This window comes from Enterobacter sp. ECC-175 (genome assembly GCF_043968675.1).
GTDB lineage: Bacteria > Pseudomonadota > Gammaproteobacteria > Enterobacterales > Enterobacteriaceae > Enterobacter.
The window spans coordinates 1048396-1070595 of the sequence record NZ_CP143776.1 but is presented as its reverse complement, the minus strand read 5'-3'; the positions used below and the strand labels follow the sequence as shown (position 1 = coordinate 1070595).

18 protein-coding genes, 3 tRNA genes and 1 pseudogene are annotated in these 22200 nt (G+C 57.7%); 3 read left to right on the top strand and 19 right to left on the bottom strand.

The genetic code is table 11. From position 1 onward, the window contains the following. Nucleotides 1-78: 78 nt before the first annotated feature. Nucleotides 79-741: pseudogene (locus V1599_RS05110) on the top strand (methyl-accepting chemotaxis protein); the annotation flags it as partial. Here the strand turns inward: V1599_RS05110 and V1599_RS05105 are convergent. Then, complete coding sequence (locus V1599_RS05105) at nucleotides 738-2360, bottom strand: isovaleryl-CoA dehydrogenase (RefSeq protein WP_395301118.1); 1623 nt, start codon at nucleotides 2358-2360, stop codon at nucleotides 738-740. The pseudogene V1599_RS05110 and the gene V1599_RS05105 sit on opposite strands and share 4 nt — an antisense overlap. 193 nt (nucleotides 2361-2553) lie before the next feature. Between V1599_RS05105 and V1599_RS05100 the strand changes: the two genes are divergently transcribed. Beyond that, nucleotides 2554-3843, top strand: coding sequence for an MFS transporter (locus tag V1599_RS05100; RefSeq protein ID WP_395301117.1), 1290 nt, complete (start codon nucleotides 2554-2556; stop codon nucleotides 3841-3843). 89 nt (nucleotides 3844-3932) lie between these two features. Here the strand turns inward: V1599_RS05100 and rlmB are convergent, their stop codons facing one another. From rlmB to nnr, 14 genes are all read right to left on the bottom strand, one after another. Next, on the bottom strand, nucleotides 3933-4667 hold the full coding sequence (gene rlmB, locus V1599_RS05095; protein WP_024907330.1) for a 23S rRNA (guanosine(2251)-2'-O)-methyltransferase RlmB: 735 nt from the start codon (nucleotides 4665-4667) through the stop codon (nucleotides 3933-3935). A 64-nt stretch (nucleotides 4668-4731) separates the two neighbouring features. Next, nucleotides 4732-7179 (bottom strand): ribonuclease R, encoded by a 2448-nt coding sequence (rnr, locus tag V1599_RS05090; RefSeq protein ID WP_112012004.1) that lies wholly within the window; start codon nucleotides 7177-7179, stop codon nucleotides 4732-4734. Nucleotides 7180-7217: 38 nt separating this feature from the next. After that, nucleotides 7218-7643, bottom strand: coding sequence for a nitric oxide-sensing transcriptional repressor NsrR (gene nsrR / locus V1599_RS05085; protein WP_112012003.1), 426 nt, complete (start codon nucleotides 7641-7643; stop codon nucleotides 7218-7220). Between the two features lie 200 nt (nucleotides 7644-7843). Then, entirely contained in the window at nucleotides 7844-9142 is a 1299-nt protein-coding gene (locus tag V1599_RS05080) for an adenylosuccinate synthase (protein ID WP_040077496.1), read from the bottom strand. 103 nt (nucleotides 9143-9245) lie between these two features. Further along, complete coding sequence (locus V1599_RS05075) at nucleotides 9246-9443, bottom strand: DUF2065 domain-containing protein (RefSeq protein ID WP_395301116.1); 198 nt, start codon at nucleotides 9441-9443, stop codon at nucleotides 9246-9248. Between the two features lie 71 nt (nucleotides 9444-9514). Then, nucleotides 9515-10519 carry a protease modulator HflC gene (hflC, locus tag V1599_RS05070; RefSeq protein ID WP_112012001.1) on the bottom strand — a complete coding sequence of 335 codons (1005 nt, stop codon included), beginning with the start codon at nucleotides 10517-10519 and terminating at the stop codon, nucleotides 9515-9517. 2 nt (nucleotides 10520-10521) lie between these two features. Further along, nucleotides 10522-11781 (bottom strand): FtsH protease activity modulator HflK, encoded by a 1260-nt coding sequence (gene hflK, locus V1599_RS05065; protein WP_112012000.1) that lies wholly within the window; start codon nucleotides 11779-11781, stop codon nucleotides 10522-10524. Nucleotides 11782-11836: 55 nt separating this feature from the next. Next, complete coding sequence (gene hflX / locus V1599_RS05060; RefSeq protein ID WP_395301115.1) at nucleotides 11837-13117, bottom strand: ribosome rescue GTPase HflX; 1281 nt, start codon at nucleotides 13115-13117, stop codon at nucleotides 11837-11839. 74 nt (nucleotides 13118-13191) lie between these two features. Then, nucleotides 13192-13503, bottom strand: a complete 312-nt coding sequence (gene hfq / locus V1599_RS05055; protein WP_003855990.1) for an RNA chaperone Hfq — start codon at nucleotides 13501-13503, stop codon at nucleotides 13192-13194. 84 nt (nucleotides 13504-13587) lie between these two features. After that, on the bottom strand, nucleotides 13588-14538 hold the full coding sequence (gene miaA, locus V1599_RS05050; RefSeq protein WP_297122608.1) for a tRNA (adenosine(37)-N6)-dimethylallyltransferase MiaA: 951 nt from the start codon (nucleotides 14536-14538) through the stop codon (nucleotides 13588-13590). Further along, nucleotides 14531-16375: a DNA mismatch repair endonuclease MutL gene (mutL, locus tag V1599_RS05045; RefSeq protein WP_395301114.1), complete on the bottom strand. Its 1845-nt coding sequence runs from the start codon at nucleotides 16373-16375 to the stop codon at nucleotides 14531-14533. The genes miaA and mutL overlap by 8 nt, the downstream gene beginning before the upstream one ends. Before the next feature lie 9 nt (nucleotides 16376-16384). Continuing rightward, the gene (gene amiB / locus V1599_RS05040) at nucleotides 16385-17731 is read right to left on the bottom strand and encodes an N-acetylmuramoyl-L-alanine amidase AmiB (protein ID WP_297122606.1); all 1347 of its coding nucleotides are present in this window, start codon (nucleotides 17729-17731) and stop codon (nucleotides 16385-16387) included. Nucleotides 17732-17747: 16 nt separating this feature from the next. Next, nucleotides 17748-18209 (bottom strand): tRNA (adenosine(37)-N6)-threonylcarbamoyltransferase complex ATPase subunit type 1 TsaE, encoded by a 462-nt coding sequence (gene tsaE / locus V1599_RS05035; RefSeq protein WP_297122605.1) that lies wholly within the window; start codon nucleotides 18207-18209, stop codon nucleotides 17748-17750. Continuing rightward, a complete protein-coding gene (nnr, locus tag V1599_RS05030) occupies nucleotides 18202-19725 on the bottom strand; it encodes a bifunctional ADP-dependent NAD(P)H-hydrate dehydratase/NAD(P)H-hydrate epimerase (RefSeq protein WP_395301113.1) in 1524 nt (507 codons plus the stop codon). The genes tsaE and nnr overlap by 8 nt, the downstream gene beginning before the upstream one ends. On the opposite strand from nnr, the gene queG reads away from it, so the two are divergent. Beyond that, entirely contained in the window at nucleotides 19724-20863 is a 1140-nt protein-coding gene (queG, locus tag V1599_RS05025) for a tRNA epoxyqueuosine(34) reductase QueG (RefSeq protein ID WP_112011993.1), read from the top strand. The genes nnr and queG overlap by 2 nt on opposite strands. 270 nt (nucleotides 20864-21133) lie before the next feature. On the opposite strand, the gene V1599_RS05020 is transcribed toward queG, so the two are convergent. From V1599_RS05020 to orn, 4 genes are all read right to left on the bottom strand, one after another. Beyond that, a tRNA-Gly gene (locus tag V1599_RS05020) sits at nucleotides 21134-21209 on the bottom strand. Nucleotides 21210-21254: 45 nt separating this feature from the next. Continuing rightward, nucleotides 21255-21330 (bottom strand) — tRNA-Gly (locus V1599_RS05015). 45 nt (nucleotides 21331-21375) lie between these two features. Further along, nucleotides 21376-21451, bottom strand: a tRNA-Gly gene (locus V1599_RS05010). Between the two features lie 196 nt (nucleotides 21452-21647). Then, on the bottom strand, nucleotides 21648-22193 hold the full coding sequence (gene orn, locus V1599_RS05005; protein WP_112011992.1) for an oligoribonuclease: 546 nt from the start codon (nucleotides 22191-22193) through the stop codon (nucleotides 21648-21650). Between the last annotated feature and the right edge of the window lie 7 nt (nucleotides 22194-22200).

Below are 22200 nucleotides of genomic sequence, written 5' to 3'. Positions count from 1 at the left end.
TTTCCTCCCAGTCTATAAATCTTTCCAAAACAGACACGTAACATTTAGTTACATTAAGCTGATAAATGTTATCCCCGGTCTGCCATTGAAGAGCCATCCCTTTTCAATAATGAGCAATTTATGATCGCCTTTTTTCGTCGCGCGAACATGGAGCAAACCCAGATGCTGGTCGGCGAAACCTCGCGCGCTGTACACCTGGGCGGCAAGACGGTTACGCACGCCGTCGCCACGATGGATGACATTCGCGATGCCTCAAAACGCATCGGAGACATCACCCGCGTGATTGAGTCTATCGCCTTCCAGACCAACATTCTGGAGCTCAACGCCGCGGTAGAAGCGGCGCGGGCGGGCGGGCACGGCAAGGGCTTCGCCGTCGTAGCGCAGGAGGTTCGCGCCCTGGCGGCACGCAGCGCCGATGCGGTCAAAGAGATTGAACAGCTGATTGGCGACACGCTCAATAAGGTCAGCGAGGGCCACGCCCTTTCCGAGCAAACGCGCCTGGCGATGGACGATATCATCGTTCACATCGACAACATCAGCCAGCTGGTGACGGAGATTAACCACGCCTCGCGCGAGCAGTCCGCGGGGATTGGCCAGGTGAATCTCGCGATGGCCCACATCGGCGAAGCGTCGCACATCAACGCCGACCGCGTGACGCGCAGCGAGCAAACCGCGCAGACCCTGCGTGAGAAAGGCTCGCACCTCACCCAGCTGGTGAGCCTTTTCCAGCTGAAGGGCTAACCGACGCCGCCCGTAGCGCGCAGCAGCAGATCGTTTTGCACCTGCGCGCTCAGCAAGGAGCCACCGCGGGTATCGAGCATCATGCGGCACCACGCCTGCGCCACCGGCGGCGATGCGTGCCGCAGCATCTGGCTCCCCGCACCGAGTAAAAACAGCTGCTGCGCGATCTCCCTGCCCTGCGCCTCCTGCGGCTTGCGCAGCTTTTGCTGCAGCTGACGCCAGCCGCGGTCGAAGTGCCGATCCTGCCCTTTCACCTGTGCAAAATCCTCGGCAAGCAGCTCGAGAATGCCCGGCTGCTTCGCCAGCACGCGCAGCACGTCCAGGCACATGATGTTTCCCGACCCTTCCCAGATGCTGTTGACCGGCATTTCGCGGTACAGGCGCGGAAGCTCGCTCTCCTCGCAGTAGCCGATCCCCCCCAGCACCTCCATCGCCTCGGCGACGAAGGGGATGCCCGCTTTGCACACGCCGTATTTCGCCACCGGTGTGAACAGGCGGGCCCACGCGGCCTCCCGGGCGTCGTCCCGCCTGTCCCACGCCCGGGCAAGACGGAACAGCAGCGCGGTTTGCCCCTCCATCATTAGCGCCATCCGGCCTAGCACCTCGCGCATCAGCGGCTGATCGATCAGGTTCTTGCCGAACGTTTGCCGCTGGTGGGCGTGATACAGCGCCACGGAGAGCGCCCGGCGCATTAGCCCGTGGCTGCCGAGCGCGCAGTCAAAGCGCGTCAGCCCGCCCATTTTGAGGATTTGCCGCACGCCTTCGCCCTCCTCCCCCACCAGCCAGCCGGAGGCGTCAAGAAACTCGGCTTCGCTGCTGGCGTTTGAGCGGTTGCCGAGCTTGTCCTTCAGCCGCTCCAGGCGCACCGCATTGCGTTTTCCGTCAGGCAAAAAGCGCGGAACGAAAAAGCAGGAAAGGCCGCCTTTCGCCTGCGCCAGGACGAGATGCGCATCGCTTTGCGGTACGGAGAAAAACCATTTATGCCCCACCAGCCGATAGCTGCCGTCAGCCGTTTTTTCCGCTTTGGTGGTATTGCTCAGCACGTCGGAGCCGCCCTGCTTTTCCGTCATCCCCATGCCGATAAGCAGGCCGCGCTTCTGCCCGCCGGGGGCAAAGTGCGGATCGTAGCGGTCGCTAAGAAGCGTCGTCAGCCAGCCGTGGAACGGTGTAGGCAGCGACTGTAAAAGCAGCGGCGTAGCGGCGAAGGTCATGGTAATGGGGCAAAGCGTGCCCGCCTCAACCTGGGCATGCAGCACGAAGCGCGCGGCTCTGGCAACAAACGATCCCCTGCGTGCCTCCTCCTCCCACGGCAGGTTATGCACCCGGTTTGCGCAGAGCCCCTGCATCAGCAGGTGCCACGCCGGGTGAAAACGCACGTCGTTAAGCCGTTCACCCGTCGCGTCATAGCGCAGCAGCTCCGGCGGGTTGACGTTCGCCAGCCTGCCAAGCTCCAGCGACTCCGCGGTGCCCAGCTGCTGCCCGATGCTGGCCAGCAGCTCCTTGTCCCATTCGGCCCCTTCCCGGGCAATCGCGTCGCGCAGGGCGCAGTCGGAGAGGAAAAGATTGCTGTTAGAAAGCGGCGCGGGTTGATTGAAAACGGTGTGTGTCTGCCAGTGCATGCTGTCTCCCTCCTTCAGTGGCAATGAAGATAAGTATGGACAGGGTGGATCAACGCTGCATGGGAGTACGGTCACACCATGGCAATCGCACTGAAATCATTCGTGAAATAGCTCACATAACATAAGAATAAACTATTTCACGACGTCATTTTTGTTGAATAATTTATTCTTACCCCCTTCTGCGAGGCTCGCCATGCAACCTTCACACCGTGCGCCGGACGCGCACAAGCGCGCGTTAATTGCCGGCTCTATTGGTAACTTCATCGAGTGGTATGAGTTTGCGGTCTACGGTTTTCTGGCAACCGTGATTGCGAAAAATTTCTTCCAGCTTGAAGGGGAATCGGGCCTGACGAGCCTGATCCTCACCTACGCCTCGTTTGCGATTGCCTTCTTTTTTCGCCCGCTGGGCGCGGTGGTGTTTGGCCGCATCGGCGACAGGATTGGCCGCAAGCCAACGCTGATTATCGTGCTGGTGCTGATGACGCTGGCCACCGCGGCCATCGGAGTGGTGCCGGTTTACGCCAGCATCGGGATTGCCGCGCCGCTGATTATCACGCTGCTGCGCATCCTGCAGGGGCTTTTCGCCGGCGGGGAATACGGCGGCGCGGTTTCGCTGATGACGGAGTTCGCCCCGCGCGGCAGGCGCGGCCTGTACGGGGCGTGGCAGTCCTTTACCGTTGCGCTTGGATTACTGGCTGGTGCAGGCATTGTGGCGCTGCTTTCCGCCCTGCTCACGCCGGACGCGCTGCACGACTGGGGCTGGCGTATCCCGTTTTTCCTGGCGCTGCCGATGGGCGTGGTGGCGCTATGGCTGCGCGTCAGCATGGAGGAAACGCCAAGCTTTGTGCACCAGCAGGAAAAGCCAGTCGCAGCTCAGGCCTCAACTACGGCCACGCTCAGAGCCATCGTGATGGGCATTGGCCGCGTGATGGTGTGGTCTGCGGCGGGATATACCTATCTGGTGATCATGCCAACCTACCTGCAGTCGGCGCTGCATACCGGGTTTAACCAGGCGCTGCTGATTGCGGTGATTTCGAATATCGGTTTCGCACTCACCATAATTCCGTCGGGCATGCTCAGCGACAAAATAGGGCGCCGCACGGTGATGATCGTCGCTACCGTGCTACTGCTGGTTCTCGCCCTGCCGCTGCTGAAAGTTTTGCAGGCGGAGTCCAGCACGCTGGCGGTGAAGGCACTCGTGGTGCTGATTGCGGGTGGCCTGGTGGGCATGCTTGCGGGGCCAGGGCCTGCCATGCTTTCAGAGATGTTCCCGACGCGGGTACGCTATACCGGGCTTGGCCTGGCTTATTCTCTGTCGAACGCTATTTTCTCTGGCTGCGCGGGGCTGATCATTACCGGGCTGATTAAAGAGACGGGGAATCTGGATATTCCGGCCTATTACGTGATGGTGACGGCGGTGGTGAGTATCGTAGCGCTGATGACGCTCAGGAAGGATGACCATTTGCGGTCGTTAGAGGAGTGAGGCGATCGCCGTCTGGTGCCCTCATCCCGGCCCTCTCCCGTAGGAGAGGGCGAAAACACGAAAGGCCGTCCTGTGGACGGCCTTCCTGTTTATTCTCCGCGCTGGCGCACCGCTTCAAACAGGCAAATGCCCGTCGCGACGGAGACGTTCAGGGACGACACGCTGCCCGCCATCGGGATGCTGATTAGCTCGTCACAGTGCTCGCGCGTCAGGCGGCGCATGCCTTCGCCTTCCGCCCCCATCACCAGCGCCAGACGGCCGGTCATTTTGCTCTGGTACAGCGTATGATCCGCTTCACCGGCAGTGCCGACGATCCAGATGTTCTCTTCCTGCAGCAGGCGCATGGTGCGCGCCAGGTTAGTCACGCGGATCAGCGGGACGTTTTCCGCCGCGCCGCAGGCCACCTTCTTGGCCGTTGCGTTCAGCTGCGCGGAGCGATCTTTCGGCACGATCACCGCATGGACGCCCGCCGCGTCGGCGCTGCGCAGGCACGCGCCGAGGTTGTGCGGATCGGTCACGCCGTCGAGGATCAGGAAGAATGGGTTATCCAGCCCGGCGATCAGATCCGGCAGATCGTTTTCCTGATACTGGCGGCCCGGCTTCACGCGGGCGATAATGCCCTGATGCACCGCGCCTTCGCTTTTCTCATCCAGGAACTGGCGGTTCGCCAGCTGGATCACCACGCCCTGGGCTTCCAGCGCGTGGATCAGCGGCATCAGACGTTTGTCTTCACGCCCTTTCAGAATAAAGACTTCCTGAAAGCGCTCCGGTGCGCGCTCCAGCAGGGCCTGCACCGCGTGGATGCCGTAAATCATTTCACTCATTGATGGTTCTCATAATATGCATTTCCCCTCTCCCCGCGGGGAGAGGGTCAGGGTGAGGGGTATTTTACTCCGCCTGCTTTTTTTTCGCTGCGCGTTTCGCTTTGGTGGCAGCGGCTATTTTCTGCGTTTTGGCGGAAGGCTTTTTCGCCGAGCGGGCCTCTTTCTTCGCCGCTTTTGGCTTTTGCTTCTTCTCGCCGCGGAACGCGCTGTCCGGCTCGAAGTTCACCTTCTTACCCGCCTGACGGCGTTTTCCACCCGATTTACCGTTGCCGTTACCGCCTTTCTTCGCTCTCTCACGCTCGGTCTTGCCGACGTTACGCGGCGCGCGCTCGCTGGAGATCAGGCTAAAGTCTATCTTACGGTCGTCCATATTCACGGCCTCAACCTTCACTTCCACGCGGTCGCCCAGGCGGTAGGTCTGGCCGCCGGATTCGCCAATCAGACGCTGGCCCACCTGGTCAAAGCGGTAGTAGTCGTTATCAAGGCTGGAAACGTGCACCAGACCGTCGATGAACAGCTCGTCCAGACGCACGAAGAAGCCAAAGCCGGTCACGCTGGCAATGACGCCTTTAAAGACGTTGCCGACCTGGTCCAGCATAAAGTCGCACTTCAGCCAGTCCGCCACGTCGCGCGTCGCCTCATCGGCACGGCGTTCGGCCATGGAACAGTGCTGGCCGAGCTGCAGCATCTCTTCCATCGAATAGTGATAGCCGCCGGTTTCGGTGGTGTTCCCCTTGTGGCCCTGCTCCTGCGCCAGCAAATATTTAATCGCGCGGTGCAGAGAGAGATCCGGGTAACGACGGATCGGCGAGGTAAAGTGGGCGTAGGACTGAAGCGCCAGGCCAAAGTGGCCGCGGTTTTCCGGATCGTAAATCGCCTGCTTCATGGAGCGCAGGAGCATGGTTTGCAGCATTTCCGCGTCAGGACGATCGCTGATGGATTCCAGCAGCTCGGCGTAGTCGCGCGGCTCCGGCTTGCTACCGCCAGGCAGTTCCAGGCCGAGCTCGGCGAGCACGGAGCGGAACGACGTAATGGCTTCCGTTGTTGGCTTATCGTGAATACGGAACAGCGCAGGCTCTTTGGCTTTCTCAACGAAGCGCGCCGCCGAGATGTTAGCCAGGATCATGCACTCTTCGATCAGCTTGTGCGCGTCGTTACGCTGGGTCTGCTCGATACGCTCAATGCGGCGCTCGGCGTTGAAGATGAATTTCGCCTCTTCGCTCTCGAACGAGATCCCGCCGCGCTCTTCGCGCGCCTGATCCAGGGTTTTATAGAGGTTATGCAGCTCTTCGATGTGCTTAACCAGCGGCGCGTACTGCTCGCGCAGCTCCTGGTCGCCCTGCAGCATATGCCAGACCTTGGTGTAGGTCAGGCGCGCGTGCGAGCTCATCACCGCTTCGTAGAATTTGTAGCCGGTTAAGCGGCCCTTGGTCGAGATGGTCATTTCACAGACCATGCACAGGCGGTCAACCTGCGGGTTCAGGGAGCACAGGCCGTTGGAAAGCACTTCCGGCAGCATCGGCACAACCTGAGACGGGAAGTAGACCGACGTGCCGCGGCTGCGCGCTTCGTTATCCAGAGGCGTGTGCGGGCGAACGTAGTAGCTCACGTCCGCAATGGCAACCCACAGGCGCCAGCCGCCGCCGCGTTTTTTCTCGCAGTAAACGGCGTCATCAAAGTCGCGGGCGTCTTCGCCATCAATGGTAACCAGCGGCAGGGAGCGCAGGTCCACGCGGCCGACCTTGGACTCTTCCGGCACTTCTTCGCGCAGGCTTTCAATCTGCTCTTCAACCGCTTTCGGCCAGACGTACGGGATCTCATGGGTACGCAGCGCCATATCCACGGCCATTGTCGTGCCCATGTTGTCGCCGAGCACTTCGACAATTTTACCTACCGCTTTGGTGCGGCGGGTTGGACGCTGGGTAAGTTCCACCACCACCACAAAGCCCATGCGCGCGCCCATGACCTCTTCAGGCGGGATCAGGATATCGAAGCTCAGGCGGCTATCGTCCGGCACCACAAAGCCCACGCCGGCATCGGTAAAGTAGCGGCCAACGATCTGGCTGGTTTTTGGCACCAGCACGCGCACAACGCGCGCTTCGCGGCGGCCTTTGCGGTCAGCGCCCAGCGGCTGCGCCAGGATCTGATCGCCATGAATGCACATCTTCATCTGTTCGGATGAGAGGTACAGGTCATCTTTGCGGCCCTCAACGCGCAGGAAGCCAAAGCCATCGCGGTGGCCAATGACGATACCTTTCACCAGGTCGAGGCGTTCAGGCAGCGCATAGCACTGGCGGCGGGTAAAGACCAGCTGCCCGTCGCGCTCCATCGCGCGCAGGCGGCGGCGAAGGGCTTCAGTTTGCTCTTCACCTTCAATGTGTAATTCAGCGGCAAGTTCTTCACGGTTGGCGGGTTTTTCGCGTTTAGTTAAGTGTTCAATGATGAACTCGCGGCTGGGGATAGGATTCGCGTATTTTTCGGCTTCGCGTTCCTGGAAAGGATCATGTGACATGTCGGTTCCTCCGTTGTCAGCTCCGGTGGAAATTTTCTTCATTCCACCAGCAATAATTTATAAAGCGGTTGATTCTCTTCAACCAAATCGGCCAGCGTGTAGTTATCCAGTTCCTTGAGAAAACTTTGCACGGCCTGAGAAAGCGCCTGTTTCAGACGACAAGCGGGAGTAATGTGGCAGAACTCGCTGCTGCAGTTCACCAGTGACAGCGGCTCCAGTTCACGCACCACATCCCCAACGCGAATACTCTGCGCCGGTTTACCCAGACGAATTCCCCCATTCTTCCCGCGGACGGCAGCAACGTATCCGGCACGACTAAGTTGATTGATTATTTTGACCATATGATTACGGGACACACCGTAGACCTCTGTCACCTCAGAGATACTGGTCATTTTCCCATCGGGTAACGACGCCATGTAAATTAAGGCGCGTAAGCCGTAATCGGTGAAACTTGTTAACTGCACATCAACCTCAGGAAAAAGGGAAAACGCGGTAAAACCGCACAGATATTCATTAATGATGATAAACCAGCCAGATAGATAGCAGCTAATTTATTTGAATGGAAAGGGGGAAAGAGGACGAAAAAGCCGGATGCGCATAGCTTTCCGGCCTGTGATGGATTTTGTAGACCCGGCAAGCGCAGTGCCGCCGGGCAAAACCCTGATTAAGCGTCGAACGGATCGCGCAGAATCATGGTTTCAGAACGATCTGGGCCGGTAGAGATAATATCGATCGGCACTTCGGTCAGTTCTTCAATACGCTTGATGTAGTCCAGCGCCGCCTGCGGCAGGCCGCTACGCTCTTTCACGCCGAAGGTGGTCTCAGACCAGCCAGGCATGGTTTCGTAGATTGGCTCGATGCCTTCCCAGTCGTCAGCAGCCAGCGGAGTGGTCGTCACTTCGCGGCCATCTGGCATACGGTAGCCTACGCAGATTTTCACTTCTTTCAGGCCGTCCAGCACGTCCAGCTTGGTCAGGCAGAAGCCAGACAGGGAGTTGATTTGCACCGCGCGACGTACGGCAACCGCGTCCAGCCAGCCGGTACGACGACGTCGACCGGTGGTCGCGCCAAACTCGTTACCCTGCTTGCAGAGGAACTCGCCGGTTTCATCAAACAGCTCGGTCGGGAATGGACCTGCACCCACGCGCGTGGAGTAAGCTTTGATGATGCCCAGAACGTAATCTACATAGCGCGGCCCCAGGCCAGAACCGGTCGCTACGCCACCCGCGGTGGTGTTAGAGGAGGTCACGTACGGATAGGTACCGTGGTCGATGTCCAGCAGCGTACCCTGCGCGCCTTCGAACATGACAAAATCGCCACGCTTGCGCGCCTGGTCCAGCAGATCGGAAACATCAACAACCATACCGGTCAGAATATCGGCAATCGCCATGACGTCATCCAGCACTTTCTGGTAGTCAACGGCGTCAGCTTTGTAGAAATTCACCAGCTGGAAGTTGTGATATTCCATCACTTCTTTCAGTTTTTCAGCGAAGGTGGCTTTGTCGAAGAGATCGCCTACGCGCAGGCCGCGACGAGCAACTTTGTCTTCGTAAGCAGGGCCGATGCCGCGGCCGGTTGTGCCGATCGCTTTCGCACCGCGAGCTTTTTCACGCGCAACGTCCAGCGCCACGTGATAGTCGAGGATCAGCGGGCAGGCTTCGGAGAGCAGCAGACGCTCGCGAACCGGGATACCACGGTCTTCCAGGCCTTTCATCTCTTTCATCAGCGCCGCTGGAGACAGCACAACGCCGTTACCGATGATGCTGGTCACGTTATCACGAAGAATGCCTGATGGAATAAGATGGAGGACGGTTTTTTCACCGTTGATTACGAGAGTATGGCCTGCGTTGTGACCGCCCTGGTAGCGTACAACATATTTAGCCCGTTCAGTCAGAAGATCGACAATCTTCCCTTTACCTTCGTCACCCCATTGGGTGCCCAGTACGACGACGTTGTTACCCATTTTTTCAAAATCACCGATTGCTTAAAAATGGATTCTACCACCGCTTTTTCAGATATACAGCACTTTTTGACCCCAAAATATGCCAAATCCGACCACTTTTTGATCAGCCAATCGTTTTCCTCAACATGTAGTAGATCACGATACCGGCAACCACAAGTCCGCCCCCAAATCGGCGCAAAATATTATCCGGTAGTGCGCTCATGGTCGCGATCATTCGACGCCAGGCGCGCGGATAAATCATCGGCCCAAGGCCTTCCAGCACCAAAACCAGAGCCAGCGCGAGCCAGATCGTTGAATTCATTTTCATTCCTCATAAAAGAAAACCACCGCTCTCTACGGAGCGGTGGTTTGAATACTCAAACGCGCCTGAGTTTATCGCGTTGCGTTAGCCGGCGTCTTCATATAACGGAAGAAATCGCTGTCCGGGCTGAGCACCATCACATCCTGGTTGCTCTGGAAGCTATTCTCGTAGGCACGCAGGCTGCGGATAAAGGCGTAGAAGTCTGGGTCCTGGCTGAATGCATCGGCAAACAGTTTCGCCGCTTCGGCATCACCTTCACCGCGCAGGATACGGCCCTGACGCTCTGATTCCGCCAGCGTCTTGGTGACTTCATAGTCCGCTGCCGCGCGCAGCTTCTCAGCCTCTTCCTGACCCTGTGAACGGTGACGACGGGCTACCGCTTCACGCTCGGCGCGCATACGGTTGTAGATCGCCTCGGACACTTCGGCAGGCAGGTTGATCTGCTTGATACGCACGTCGACCACTTCAATACCCAGCGCAGCCATACTGTTCGGGTTGATCACCGGTACGTTACCGTTGGTTTCAGCCTGAACGCGCTCGGCGGCCTTGGCGATAGCATCATCAGCCGCTGGCGTTTCCACTTCATCTTCCGTGCCCGCAGAACCGGAGTTCAGCGCATCACGCACTTCCAGAGTCAGACGGCCGCGGGAGTCGGTGACAATGTCTTTCACGTCCAGACGACCAATTTCAGAACGCAGACGGTCAGAGAACTTACGTTTCAACAGAACTTCGGCCTGAGAAACGTCGCCGCCGCCCGTTGCCAGGAAGTAGCGGCTGAAGTCACTGATGCGCCATTTGATATAAGAATCAACGATCAGGTCTTTTTTCTCTTTGGTAACAAAACGGTCGGCCTGGTTATCCATGGTCTGGATACGGGCGTCGAGCGTTTTAACAGACTGAATGAACGGCACCTTGAAGTGCAGACCTGGCTCATAGATCAGCGGCTTTTTGTCGCCATCACGCACGACGCTGCTGAACTGGAACTTGATCCCGCGCTCACCCTCTTTCACCACAAAAATAGAGGTATAAAGTACGACCAGTACGATGATGATGATCGCAATAACTGACTTACGCATCCTTATTCCCCCTGACGCTGGTAGTCGTTACGCTGCGCGTTAGCACGGCGTTGGTCCATAATGTCACCATCGTTCGTAGAAGGCGTTGAGTTCGCGCTGGAGCTGCCCTTTGAGGCAGGCGGCAGGCGCAGCAGGTTGTTTGCGCCGCTGGTGTCTTTCGCAGCCGGTGCAGAACCGCCTTTCAGCATCTGATCCAGCGGCAGGACCATCAGGTTTCCGCCTTTGCTGTCGTTAACCAGCACCTTACGCGTGTGGCTCAGCACTTTTTCCATGGTCTCAATGTAGAGACGCTCGCGGGTAATTTCCGGCGCGGCTTTATACTCCGGCAGGATTTTCGCAAAGCGAGCCACTTCACCCTGTGCTTCCAGGATGGTCTGGGTCTTATACGCGCGCGCTTCTTCAAGGATACGCTGCGCCTGACCGTTCGCACGCGGCTGGACTTCGTTGGTGTACGCTTCTGCTTCACGGATGTACTGCTGCTCGTTTTCACGCGCGGCAATGGCATCATCAAACGCGGCTTTCACCTCTTCCGGCGGACGCGCGGCCTGGAAGTTGACGTCAAGCAGGGTGATACCCATGTTGTAAGGACGAATGGTCTCTTCCAGCTCGCGCTGGGTATCGCTACGAATAACGGTACGACCTTCGGTCAGGATACGGTCCATGGTGTATTTGCCGATCACGCCGCGCAGGGCGCTGTCGGTTGCCTGGCGCAGGCTGTCGTCCGCGCTGGTCACGCTAAACAGGTAGCGCTCAGGATCGGTCACGCGGTACTGCACGTTCATCTCTACGCGCACGACGTTTTCGTCCGAGGTCAGCATCACGCCGGACGCCGCCAGTTCACGAACGGACTCCACGTTCACTGCGGTGACGTCGTCAATAAACGTCGGTTTCCAGTTCAGGCCCGGCTCAACCAGATGGCTGAACTTACCGAAACGAGTCACCACGCCGCGTTCTGCTTCTTTAATGGTGTAGAACCCGCTGGCTGCCCAGATGATAACGACCGCCGCGGCGACAATGCCCACCACGCGGCCACCCATTGGCGGGCGAGGACTCTGAGTGGAATTACCACCCGAGCCGGACCCGTTTCCTCCGCCAAGGCCACCCAGCTTTTTGCTGAGCTTGCGGAAGATATCATCCAGATCCGGTGGCCCCTTCTCGCGACCACCTTTGTTGCCATTTCCCCCAGAGTTGCCGCCTTGATTATTGCTGCTTCCCCACGGGTCGCGGTCTTGTCCGTTATTACCGGGCTGATTCCACGCCATGTATATGCTCCATATTTGTTATGCAAGGGCGAATTTTCAGGCTTACCCTTTCTGATCAGACGATATAGTCCGCCAGCGCAGGTTCTTGTTTACAGAGGCGACGCCAGTCAACGATCGGCATACGCACCTGCATCCCCACGCTGCCGTCATCCTCCATCCACTCTTTTTCTATCGCCTGAAGCTGATAAAACCGGCTGCGCAGCCTGCCTTCCTGTGGCGGCAGGCGCAGCGTGTGCTGAGCTACCTCACCGGAAAGACGTTCTGTCAAAGCCTGGAAAAGCAGTGGCACACCAACACCGGTCTGGGCGGAAAGCCAGACCCGAATCGGTTTGTTCTCTTCATCCCGGTCGATACGCGGTTCAAAATCATCCATCATATCGATTTTATTCATCACCAACAGCGTTGGGATTTCGTGGGCCTCGATCTCTTCGAGCACCACGTTTACCGCGTCGATGTTCTCCTGCACGCGGACGTCCGCTGCATCTATCACGTGCAGCAGCAGGGTCGCCTGACGCGTCTCCTGCAGGGTGGCTTTAAACGCCGCCACCAGATCGTGCGGCAGATGGCGAATAAACCCTACGGTATCCGCCAGCACCGTTTCCCCCACGTCAGCAACGTCAATGCGACGCAGCGTAGGGTCCAGGGTCGCAAACAGCTGATCTGCGGCATACACCCGGGCTTCGGTAATCTGGTTAAACAGGGTGGATTTACCGGCGTTGGTATACCCCACCAGCGACACCGTTGGGATGTCGGCTTTCGTTCGCGAACGACGTCCCTGCTCACGCTGTTTCTCAACTCTTTCCAGACGTGAGAGGATCTGGGTAATACGGCCGCGCAATAAACGACGGTCGGTTTCGAGCTGGGTTTCACCCGGCCCGCGCAAACCGATCCCGCCCTTTTGTCTTTCAAGGTGGGTCCAGCCGCGCACAAGGCGCGTCGCCAGATGGCGCAGCTGCGCCAGCTCAACCTGCAGCTTCCCTTCGTGGGTGCGCGCACGCTGAGCAAAAATATCTAAAATTAAGCCTGTGCGATCGATAACACGGCATTCGCAAAGGGCTTCCAGGTTACGTTCCTGAGCCGGAGACAGCGCATGGTCAAACAACACGACGGAGGCGCCGGTTGCTTTTACGGCATCCGCAATTTCAACTGCTTTACCTTCACCAACAAAATACTTTGGGTGCGGCGCTTTACGGCTACCGGTAATCACCTGCATTGCTTCGACACCGGCGGAAGAGACCAGAGTTTCAAACTCCTGGAGGTCTTCCATATCTTTGTCTTGCGAAAAATAGATGTGTACCAGCACCGCCTGCTCACCGGCATCATAACGGTCAAACAAGCGTATAACCCTCTAAAAAGATCAGCGGGGAACGCAGGATCCCTGGCTCCCCGTGTGGATAACAGCTCAAGACCTTATTCGGTCTCTTCGCTGTCCTGCGCTGGCGTTGAAGAACCCTGCGCGTTGCTGCCATGATGGTAGTTACTGCCAGTGCCGCCGCCAGCGTTATTGCTGTGATGAGATACCGGACGAGACGGAACAACAGTAGAGATCGCGTGCTTATAGACCATCTGACTGACCGTGTTTTTCAACAGGATCACGAACTGATCGAAAGACTCAATTTGACCTTGCAGCTTAATACCATTCACCAAATAAATAGAAACTGGAACACGTTCCCGACGCAATGCGTTCAGGAACGGATCTTGTAAAGATTGCCCCTTAGCCATTCTATCTTTTCCTTATATGATTGTTTTCTACTTAGAACCTTGCGATTCTGAAAATTGCGCACGATACGGTTCAATTGTACACATTCAGTGAGCGATATCACCAACAACCTGAATGACTTCGTTAAGCGCCTGTTGTGGTTTCTCACTGTCTAACCAGTGAACGCCCTCCCAACCGCGTAACCAGGTTATCTGGCGCTTCGCTAACTGCCTCGTGGCGCAAACACCTCGATAAACCATTTCATCGTATGAAATTTCACCTTCAAGATACGACCACATCTGGCGATATCCCACACAACGAATGGAAGGCATGTCCGTATGCAAATCTCCACGGGCAAAAAGCGCCCGCACTTCTGCTTCAAAATCTGAAGCCAACATCTGATGAAAACGCTGCTCAATTCGCTGATGCAGCAGTTCACGGCTCGCCGGGGCGATAGCGAACTGATGCACCTGATACGGCAGAGCGTCTCCTGACGTTTGCGTCAGTTCCGTTAAAGTTTTACCCGAAATGAAAAAAACTTCCAGTGCCCGGGAAAGCCTTTGCGGATCATTTGGATGAATCCGTGCTGCGGCAACCGGGTCAATCTCCGCCAGCTGCTTGTGCAATACGTCCCAACCCTGCTCTGCCGCCTGCTGTTCAATTTTAGCCCTCACTTCAGGGTCCGCTGAGGGTAAAGGTGATAACCCTTCCAACAGCGCCTTAAAGTAGAGCATGGTTCCTCCCACCAGCAGCGGAATACGTCCCGCCGCGGTGATCTCGGCCATTTCGGCTAACGCGTCGCGGCGAAAATCCGCTGCGGAGTAAGCCTGGGCCGGATCGAGAATGTCCAGCAAACGGTGCGGTGCCGCGCGCAGTTCCTCTGCGTCTGGCTTCGCCGTACCGATATCCATCCCCTTGTAAATGAGGGCAGAATCAACGCTAATCAACTCTACTGGCAAAACTTTACGTAGCTCAATGGCTAACGCCGTTTTGCCGGAGGCCGTTGGGCCCATTAAAAAAATCGCCTTAGGCAGGCTCGCCTTGCTTACGTCACTCATCTTTCAGGGCGGTCATCGCCATTTTCAAATCAACAGGTTGCAATAATCCACCCGGCGGCGTCTTCACCAGGTGCGGGCAAAGGCGTTCAACCTCAGCCAGCACGGTAATCGCCTGCGCCATACTCCACGAACTGTGTTCGCTTGCCAGATGGCGGGCGATCCACTGCGCGGTGTTGGCAGCATCAAACGACGTTTGCTGCGCCAGGTAGCCTATCAGTTCAGGAATCAAGTTTTGTAAATTTTGTTGGCGTAAGGGTAAAGGCACTGCGCGAATTGTCACATGCTGCGCTTCCAGAACGATTTCAATGCCCATTTCGGCCAGTTTGCCCTGCGAACGCTGCAAAACCCCTGTTTCTTCAGGGGATATTTTCAAGCGTACGGGGATCAGCAGCGGCTGCGCGCAGGCCACATTTTGGCCAGGCGTCAGCTGTACCTGCTTGAGCCAGCGCTCCGCGACGGGCAGCGCCAGCAGGAAAATTTTGCCTTCACGCTCCAGCAGCGCCATGTCGGGGGCGACAATCGTCAACACGCGCCCAAAGCTCTGGCTGTGCCCTTCAAGCGTGGGTGCGGGCACCTCTACGTGCTCTTTTCGCTCGACGGCTGGCGTATCCAGCAGCTTACGGTATAACTCGCCCTGCTGCTTTTGGTACCCCGCCTGCGCGTTGGGATAATTCGCGCCGGTTGGGCGCGGTGCGCTGCCCGCGGATGCCAAACGCGGCGCCGCCGGTTCGCGCGCCGCGGCGGGCTCGGCGAAATGGTTGCGTCCTGCCGCTACGCGGTTCTCCGGCAGCGAACGAGGTGCAGGTTCATCATGCGCCAGCGGCAGCGCGGGCTCCACCTGCTGCTGTAACACGCTCAATACGCCCTGATAAATAAAATCATGTACCAGCCGAGACTGATGAAAACGAACCTCATGCTTGGCAGGATGCACGTTGACGTCCACCTGATGCGGGTCAATTTCCAGATAAAGCACAAACGCGGGCTGTCGATCGGCACCAAGCTTGTCTTCACAGGCCTGGCGAATGGCGTGGTTGATCAGGCGATCGCGCATCATGCGGCCGTTGACGTAGCAGTACTGGATCTCAGCATAGGCGGCGCTGTTAGCCTGAGGGTCGGCTACCCAGCCGCGCATGGCCAGGTCGCCGTGCTGCCACTCAATCGCCAGCGCCTGCTCGAGGAACGGCGTCCCGCAGATTGCGCCCAGACGGCGTTCCTTCTGTCCGCCTTGCGCCACCGCGCGGTACTGACGCATCACCTTGCCGTTATGGCTGAGGTTAATGGTGACGTCAAAGCGCGCCAGCGCGATGCGGCGAATGATCTCGTCGATATGTCCGAATTCGGTCTTCTCGGTACGCATAAACTTGCGCCGGGCGGGGGTGTTGTAAAACAGATCCAGCACTTCCAGCGTCGTCCCTACCGGGTGCGCCGCTGGCTTGACCGTCACGTCCATCTCGCGCCCTTCGGCGTAAGCCTGCCAGGCTTCCTGCTGATCTGCGGTCCGTGACGTGAGGGTTAAACGGGAAACGGAGCTGATGCTGGCGAGCGCCTCGCCGCGAAAACCGAGGCTGATAATCGCCTCCAGATCGTCAAGCGAGGTAATTTTACTGGTGGCGTGACGCGCCAGCGCAAGCGCCAGCTCGTCTTTCTTGATGCCACAGCCGTTGTCGCGAATGCGGATAAGCTTCGCCCCGCCGCGTTCAATATCAATGTCGATACGGGTTGCGCCCGCGTCGAGGCTGTTTTCCACCAGCTCCTTCACCACCGATGCAGGGCGTTCCACCACTTCACCGGCGGCGATCTGGTTCGCGAGCTGCGGCGGTAGAACCTGAATCGGCATGACGTCTCCTTAGTTGGTCGCGGTCATCTCACCCGGCAGTGAAGCATTGGCCACCTGGCCTGCTCCGCCCGGCGGCGCGGACTGCAGCGGGTGCGCGTCAAAGTATTTGCGCAGACCGTTATAAATCGCTTCGGCAATTTGCTGCTGGTAGCTGTCGCTGCCCAGCAGACGCTCTTCGCCGTTGTTGCTGATAAAGCCCGTCTCGACCAGAATCGACGGAATATCCGGAGAGCGCAGCACGCCAAGGCTGGCATGCTCCGGGCGGCGCTTATGCAGCGACCCGATGCTCTGTAACTGGTTGAGTACGTTAGTGGCCACATCATACCCGACGCGCTGGGAATGACCGAACTGTAAATCAAGCACCGCCTGGCTAAGGTATGGATCGGCCTGGCTGTTAGCCAACACGTCGCCCGCCCCGCCTAACAGTTCAGACTGCTTCTCGTGCTCTTCCAGCCAGTTTGCCATTTCGCTGTTTGCGCGACGGTTTGAGAGCACCCAGACGGAGGCGCCAGTGGCGCTGCGGTTTGGCGCAGCATCCGCGTGAATGGACACGAGGAAGTTAGCATTCTGCTTACGCGCTACGTCTGAACGCCCCATCACCGAGATAAAATAGTCGCCGTCGCGGGTCATCACGCCTTTGAACATCGGATCGTCATTCAGCAGCGCGCGCAGCTTGCGGGCAATGGCAATGGTGACGTTTTTCTCTCGCGTGCCGCCCGGTCCGATAGCCCCCGGATCTTGCCCACCGTGACCGGCATCAATAGCGATGATGACTTTCTCGCTGCCGCTCACCGCTCGCCGTGCGCTGACCGCAGGGCGCGTCACCGTATTGCTGCTGGTTGCAACGGTCAGGCGATCGTTTTGCGCTTTAAACGGGTTACGCGCGGGTTCCGTAGGGCGCGGTGTATAAGCGGGCTGTTCGACACGCTTCGCGATAACCGGCGCGGGCGGCGGTGGAGGCGGCGGCGGTACATCAGCGTTAATCGTAAAGACGACCGTATAGTTCGCGCCGTTCTTCTGCTTAACCGCCTTCGTTTTCCCCTTTTCGGTCAGATCGACCACCAGCCTTAACGACTGGCTGTCCTGTGGCGTCCCTGAACGAATGCTTTTCACCAGGTTGTTTCCGCTGAACTGCAGCGGCAATCCCTGGATTACGCCGGTCTGTTTAATATCGAGCGCCACGCTGCGGCCGTCGATTTGTGAGAACGCATATTCAGGGTCGCCCATAAAGCTGAAGGTGATCCGGGCCTGGCTATCGCCGTTTGATACCTGAATATCGGAAAGATTTGCCGCCCCGGCGTGCGCACACAGCAGCACCGTTGCAGCTAACAACCAACCTTTAACGCGACTAATCATTCCGTTATCCCTACGCTCAACCGGCTAAACGCGCCAGTAAGGAACTGCCTGATGAGGAAACAGCACTGATGCGCGCCTCACGCCCTTGCGCCTGGTAATCTAAGTGAATTTCGACATCCGGGTCAGGCAACACGCCCGCCCCCTGCTGCGGCCACTCCACCAGGCAGATGGCGTCATTGGCGAAATAATCGCGGATCCCCATAAACTCCAGCTCCTCCGGGTCCGCAAGACGGTACAAGTCGAAGTGATACACCGTTAAGTTTTCCAGCGTGTAGGGTTCTACCAGCGTATAGGTCGGGCTTTTCACGTTGCCGCTATGGCCTAACGCCTGCAAAAAACCGCGGCTGAAGGTTGTTTTACCCGCGCCTAAATCGCCATACAGATAAATGACGGTTGCCCCCAGACAGGCCTGCGCCACGCGCTTGCCGAGATCTAAAGTGGCTTGTTCATCAGGTAAAGGAATCGCTCGGTTAGTCATTTTCTACGTCAATCACATCCGGGTTAACAACGCGCCTCAGCGCGTCAAAAAGATCGGTCGCCAGCATGCCGCGCGTACCGTAACGTGCAGCAAGCCTGTCGGCCGCCGCCCCGTGGGCCACGCAGCCCGCACAGGCTGCATCATAAAGGGGAAGTTTCTGCCCAAGCAACGCGCCGATAATGCCGGACAGCACGTCGCCCATCCCACCGCTCGCCATGCCCGCATTGCCGGCATCAACAATGCCCTGCTCGCTTTCGCTGGCCACGACGGTTCCCGCCCCTTTCAAAACGGCAACACCTCCGTAACGTTTTACCAGACGTTGGGCAGAAAGTAAGCGATCGCTTTCAATTTCTGCCACGCTGCAGTTGAGCAGGCGCGCAGCTTCACCGGGGTGTGGCGTCAGGATGCGATTGTGACGCTTATCCGGGTTGATTGCCAGAAGGTTCAGCGCGTCGGCGTCCCAGAGCATCGGTTTGCGAAAATTCTCGACCTTTTGCAGGGCCTGCTTGCCCCAGCTTTGCTGTCCAAGTCCCGGGCCAATCACCACCACGTCGGCCCATTGGAGGCTTTCCTCAAGGGACTGCGGCGTCAGCTCGTGAACCATCAGCTCTGGCCGCGCGGTAATTATCGGCACAATATTCTCAACGCGAGTAAGTACTCGCACTAATCCGGCACCGCTGCGTAATGCCGCTTCGCCGGTCATACGAATTGCCCCTGCCGTACCGCGATCGCCGCCGATAATCACCAGCCTGCCGTGGTCGCCTTTATGGGACGTAGGTCGGCGCGGCGGGAGCCATTCTGCAAGCTGCGACGCATCAAAACGCGCGAGGTGCGTTTCCTGCCCCGCAAGCCAGCTCTCCAGCCCCAGCGCGCTGTGGTGCAAGGTGCCTACGACGTCCCGCGCTTTGCCCGTCAGCAGCCCCGGCTTGAGGCCAATAAAGGTCACGGTATGTGCCGCACTTATCACCGCGCCGGGCGTTGCGCCGGTTTCGGCAAGCAGCCCGGAGGGAATATCCAGGGCGATAACCGGTGCGGCATGCCCGTTGGCGCGCGCGATGAGCGCCGCCGCGACTTCGCGGGGCGCTTGCTTCAACCCCGTGCCAAGCAGGCCATCAACGATCAGATCAACGTCATCAGGCCACGCAACGTCGGAGGCATGTATCAGGCCCCCTGCGTTCAGCCACGCTTCGCGCGCCAGGGTGGCCTCCTCCGGCAGAGGTTTTTCACTTTCCACCGCCAGCAGCGTGACGCGAAGCCCCGCCCCCACGGCCAGGCGCGCCACCACGTAGCCATCGCCGCCGTTGTTGCCATGTCCGCACAAGATTAACCAGTGTGGCGCATCTGGATAGGCCTCGCGGGCTACGGTAAACGCCGCTTCGCCCGCGCGCTGCATCAGTTCATAGAGCGTGATCCCCAGGCTGTCTGCCGCCTCTTTTTCGGCGCGTCGGAGGTCGTCCGCATGCCAGATGGAATGTGGTATACTTTCGGGGTTTTTCTTCACAGTATGGTCCGTCATGTCACAGCCCCTCGATCTCAATGAATTAGCGCAAAAAATTAAACAGTGGGGTGCTGAGCTTGGCTTCCAGAAGGTGGGTATCACCGATACCGACCTCTCCGCCAGCGAGCCAAAACTTCAGGCATGGCTGGACAAACAATACCACGGCGAAATGGAATGGATGGCGCGTCACGGCATGATGCGCGCGCGTCCGCACGAGCTTTTGCCGGGCACGCTGCGCGTTATTAGCGTGCGCATGAACTATCTGCCTGCCAATGCGGCATTTGCCCGCACGCTTAAAAATCCCTCTCTGGGCTACGTTAGCCGATATGCCCTTGGGCGGGACTATCATAAGCTTCTGCGTAACCGCTTAAAAAAACTCGGGGAAACCATTCAGCAGCACTGTGCTTCGCTGAATTTTAGACCGTTTGTCGACTCTGCGCCTATTCTTGAGCGCCCCATCGCCGAAAAAGCGGGGCTTGGCTGGACAGGTAAGCACTCACTTATTCTCAGCCGCGATGCCGGATCGTTCTTCTTTCTGGGAGAACTGCTCATTGATTTACCGCTGCCGATAGATGGCCCCGTGGAGGAAGGCTGCGGGCGCTGCGTGGCCTGCATGACCATCTGCCCCACGGGCGCGATCGTCGAGCCTTACGTCGTTGACGCACGCCGCTGTATCTCTTATCTCACCATCGAGCTGGAAGGTGCCATTCCAGAGGAATTTCGCCCGCTTATCGGCAACCGCATCTACGGCTGCGACGACTGCCAGCTGATCTGCCCGTGGAATCGCTATTCACAGCTGACGGAAGAAGAGGACTTTAGTCCGCGTAAGGCGCTGCACGCGCCGCAGCTTATCGAGCTGTTTGCCTGGACTGAAGCCTGGTTCCTGAAAGTGACCGAAGGATCGGCCATTCGCCGCATTGGTCATCTGCGCTGGCTGCGCAATGTCGCCGTGGCGTTGGGGAATGCGCCGTGGGATGAAGCCAATATTCAGGCGCTTGAAAGCCGTAAAGGTGAGCACCCACTTCTTGATGAACACATAGAATGGGCGATTGCGCAGCAAATCGATAAGCGAAATGCCGGCGTGGTCGAGGTGCAGCTTCCGAAGAAACAGCGCCTGGTCAGAGTCGTTGAGAAAGGGCTGATACGGGATGCGTGATATATTCACAGCCTGTGAATAAAAATAAGAAGTGAGGCGCCACCAGCTCTGACAAACAGGTCAAGTGATCTCAATAACATTTTGAAATCAAAATTTCTTCATTAATTACAGTCAATTATGAAGATATTATTCACCCTGCTAACATTTCGCTCAAACTGCTTTACGTTGGGTTTCTGTGGATAACTCTGTTTACAAGAGTATTTCAGATAAAATAGAAAGCGTCCCCAGCAAAGCAATTGACTGTGGATAATATAGATATGGAGAAGAATTTGGAGCGGGAAACGAGACTCGAACTCGCGACCCCGACCTTGGCAAGGTCGTGCTCTACCAACTGAGCTATTCCCGCTTGGGTGTTCTGGTGCTATGCGTATCTTGCGATACTTTCAAATTTTGGAGCGGGAAACGAGACTCGAACTCGCGACCCCGACCTTGGCAAGGTCGTGCTCTACCAACTGAGCTATTCCCGCTTGGGTGTTTTGGTGCTGGCGTATCTTGCGATACTTATCAAATTTTGGAGCGGGAAACGAGACTCGAACTCGCGACCCCGACCTTGGCAAGGTCGTGCTCTACCAACTGAGCTATTCCCGCAAATCTGTACTGCTTTTGTTGCTGTCGTAACGTGTAATTCTCTGTCGTTACGGGAGGCGCATTATACGAGAAATCCGTTTAGCTGCAACCCCCCTAAAAGCGTTTTTTTCGAAATTCAGTTCAAGTGCTTATTTAATCGGCAAGCTGAACAATTTAGCGGCAAAAACCCGGCTGCGCAAGGCGCCGGGTCTCAAAATCACAGCTTAATGAAGTTCTCGCGATAATACGCCAGCTCCGCCACGGACTCGCGGATGTCATCCATCGCCTGGTGCGTTCCCTGCTTTTTGAACCCGTCGAGAATTTCCGGCTTCCAGCGGCGCGCCAGCTCTTTTAGGGTGCTCACATCGAGATAACGATAGTGGAAGTATGACTCCAGCTCAGGCATGTACTTAAACAGGAAACGGCGATCCTGACCAATGCTGTTGCCGCAGATCGGCGATTTACCCGCCGGAACCCACTGCTTCAGAAACTCGAGCGTCGCCAGCTCCGCATCGCGGTCGCCCTGGGTGCTGGCCTTAACGCGCTCCACCAGCCCGCTGCCGGTATGCGTGCGCACGTTCCACTCGTCCATCAGCGCAAGCTGTTCATCAGACTGATGCACCGCAATGGTGGGGCCTTCCGCCAGGATATTCAGGTTGGCATCGGTGACCAGCGTAGCAATTTCAATAATGCGATCGCGCTCGGGATCGAGTCCGGTCATTTCAAGATCGATCCAAATCAGGTTGTTTTCATCCGCGCTCATGTTATTT

Excerpts from the sequence above, each read along its gene's own strand:
- hflK (WP_112012000.1), bottom strand. The coding sequence starts at position 11,781 with ATGGCGTGGAATCAGCCCGGTAATAACGGACAAGACCGCGACCCGTGG.
- rlmB (WP_024907330.1), bottom strand. The coding sequence starts at position 4,667 with ATGAGTGAAATGATTTACGGCATCCACGCGGTGCAGGCCCTGCTGGAG.
- amiB (WP_297122606.1), bottom strand. The coding sequence starts at position 17,731 with ATGATTAGTCGCGTTAAAGGTTGGTTGTTAGCTGCAACGGTGCTGCTG.
- rnr (WP_112012004.1), bottom strand. The coding sequence starts at position 7,179 with ATGTCACATGATCCTTTCCAGGAACGCGAAGCCGAAAAATACGCGAAT.
- V1599_RS05100 (WP_395301117.1), top strand. The coding sequence starts at position 2,554 with ATGCAACCTTCACACCGTGCGCCGGACGCGCACAAGCGCGCGTTAATT.
- hflC (WP_112012001.1), bottom strand. The coding sequence starts at position 10,519 with ATGCGTAAGTCAGTTATTGCGATCATCATCATCGTACTGGTCGTACTT.
- V1599_RS05075 (WP_395301116.1), bottom strand. The coding sequence starts at position 9,443 with ATGAATTCAACGATCTGGCTCGCGCTGGCTCTGGTTTTGGTGCTGGAA.
- nnr (WP_395301113.1), bottom strand. The coding sequence starts at position 19,725 with ATGACGGACCATACTGTGAAGAAAAACCCCGAAAGTATACCACATTCC.
- V1599_RS05080 (WP_040077496.1), bottom strand. The coding sequence starts at position 9,142 with ATGGGTAACAACGTCGTCGTACTGGGCACCCAATGGGGTGACGAAGGT.
- orn (WP_112011992.1), bottom strand. The coding sequence starts at position 22,193 with ATGAGCGCGGATGAAAACAACCTGATTTGGATCGATCTTGAAATGACC.
- mutL (WP_395301114.1), bottom strand. The coding sequence starts at position 16,375 with ATGCCGATTCAGGTTCTACCGCCGCAGCTCGCGAACCAGATCGCCGCC.
- miaA (WP_297122608.1), bottom strand. The coding sequence starts at position 14,538 with ATGAGTGACGTAAGCAAGGCGAGCCTGCCTAAGGCGATTTTTTTAATG.
- hfq (WP_003855990.1), bottom strand. The coding sequence starts at position 13,503 with ATGGCTAAGGGGCAATCTTTACAAGATCCGTTCCTGAACGCATTGCGT.
- queG (WP_112011993.1), top strand. The coding sequence starts at position 19,724 with ATGTCACAGCCCCTCGATCTCAATGAATTAGCGCAAAAAATTAAACAG.
- tsaE (WP_297122605.1), bottom strand. The coding sequence starts at position 18,209 with ATGACTAACCGAGCGATTCCTTTACCTGATGAACAAGCCACTTTAGAT.
- V1599_RS05105 (WP_395301118.1), bottom strand. The coding sequence starts at position 2,360 with ATGCACTGGCAGACACACACCGTTTTCAATCAACCCGCGCCGCTTTCT.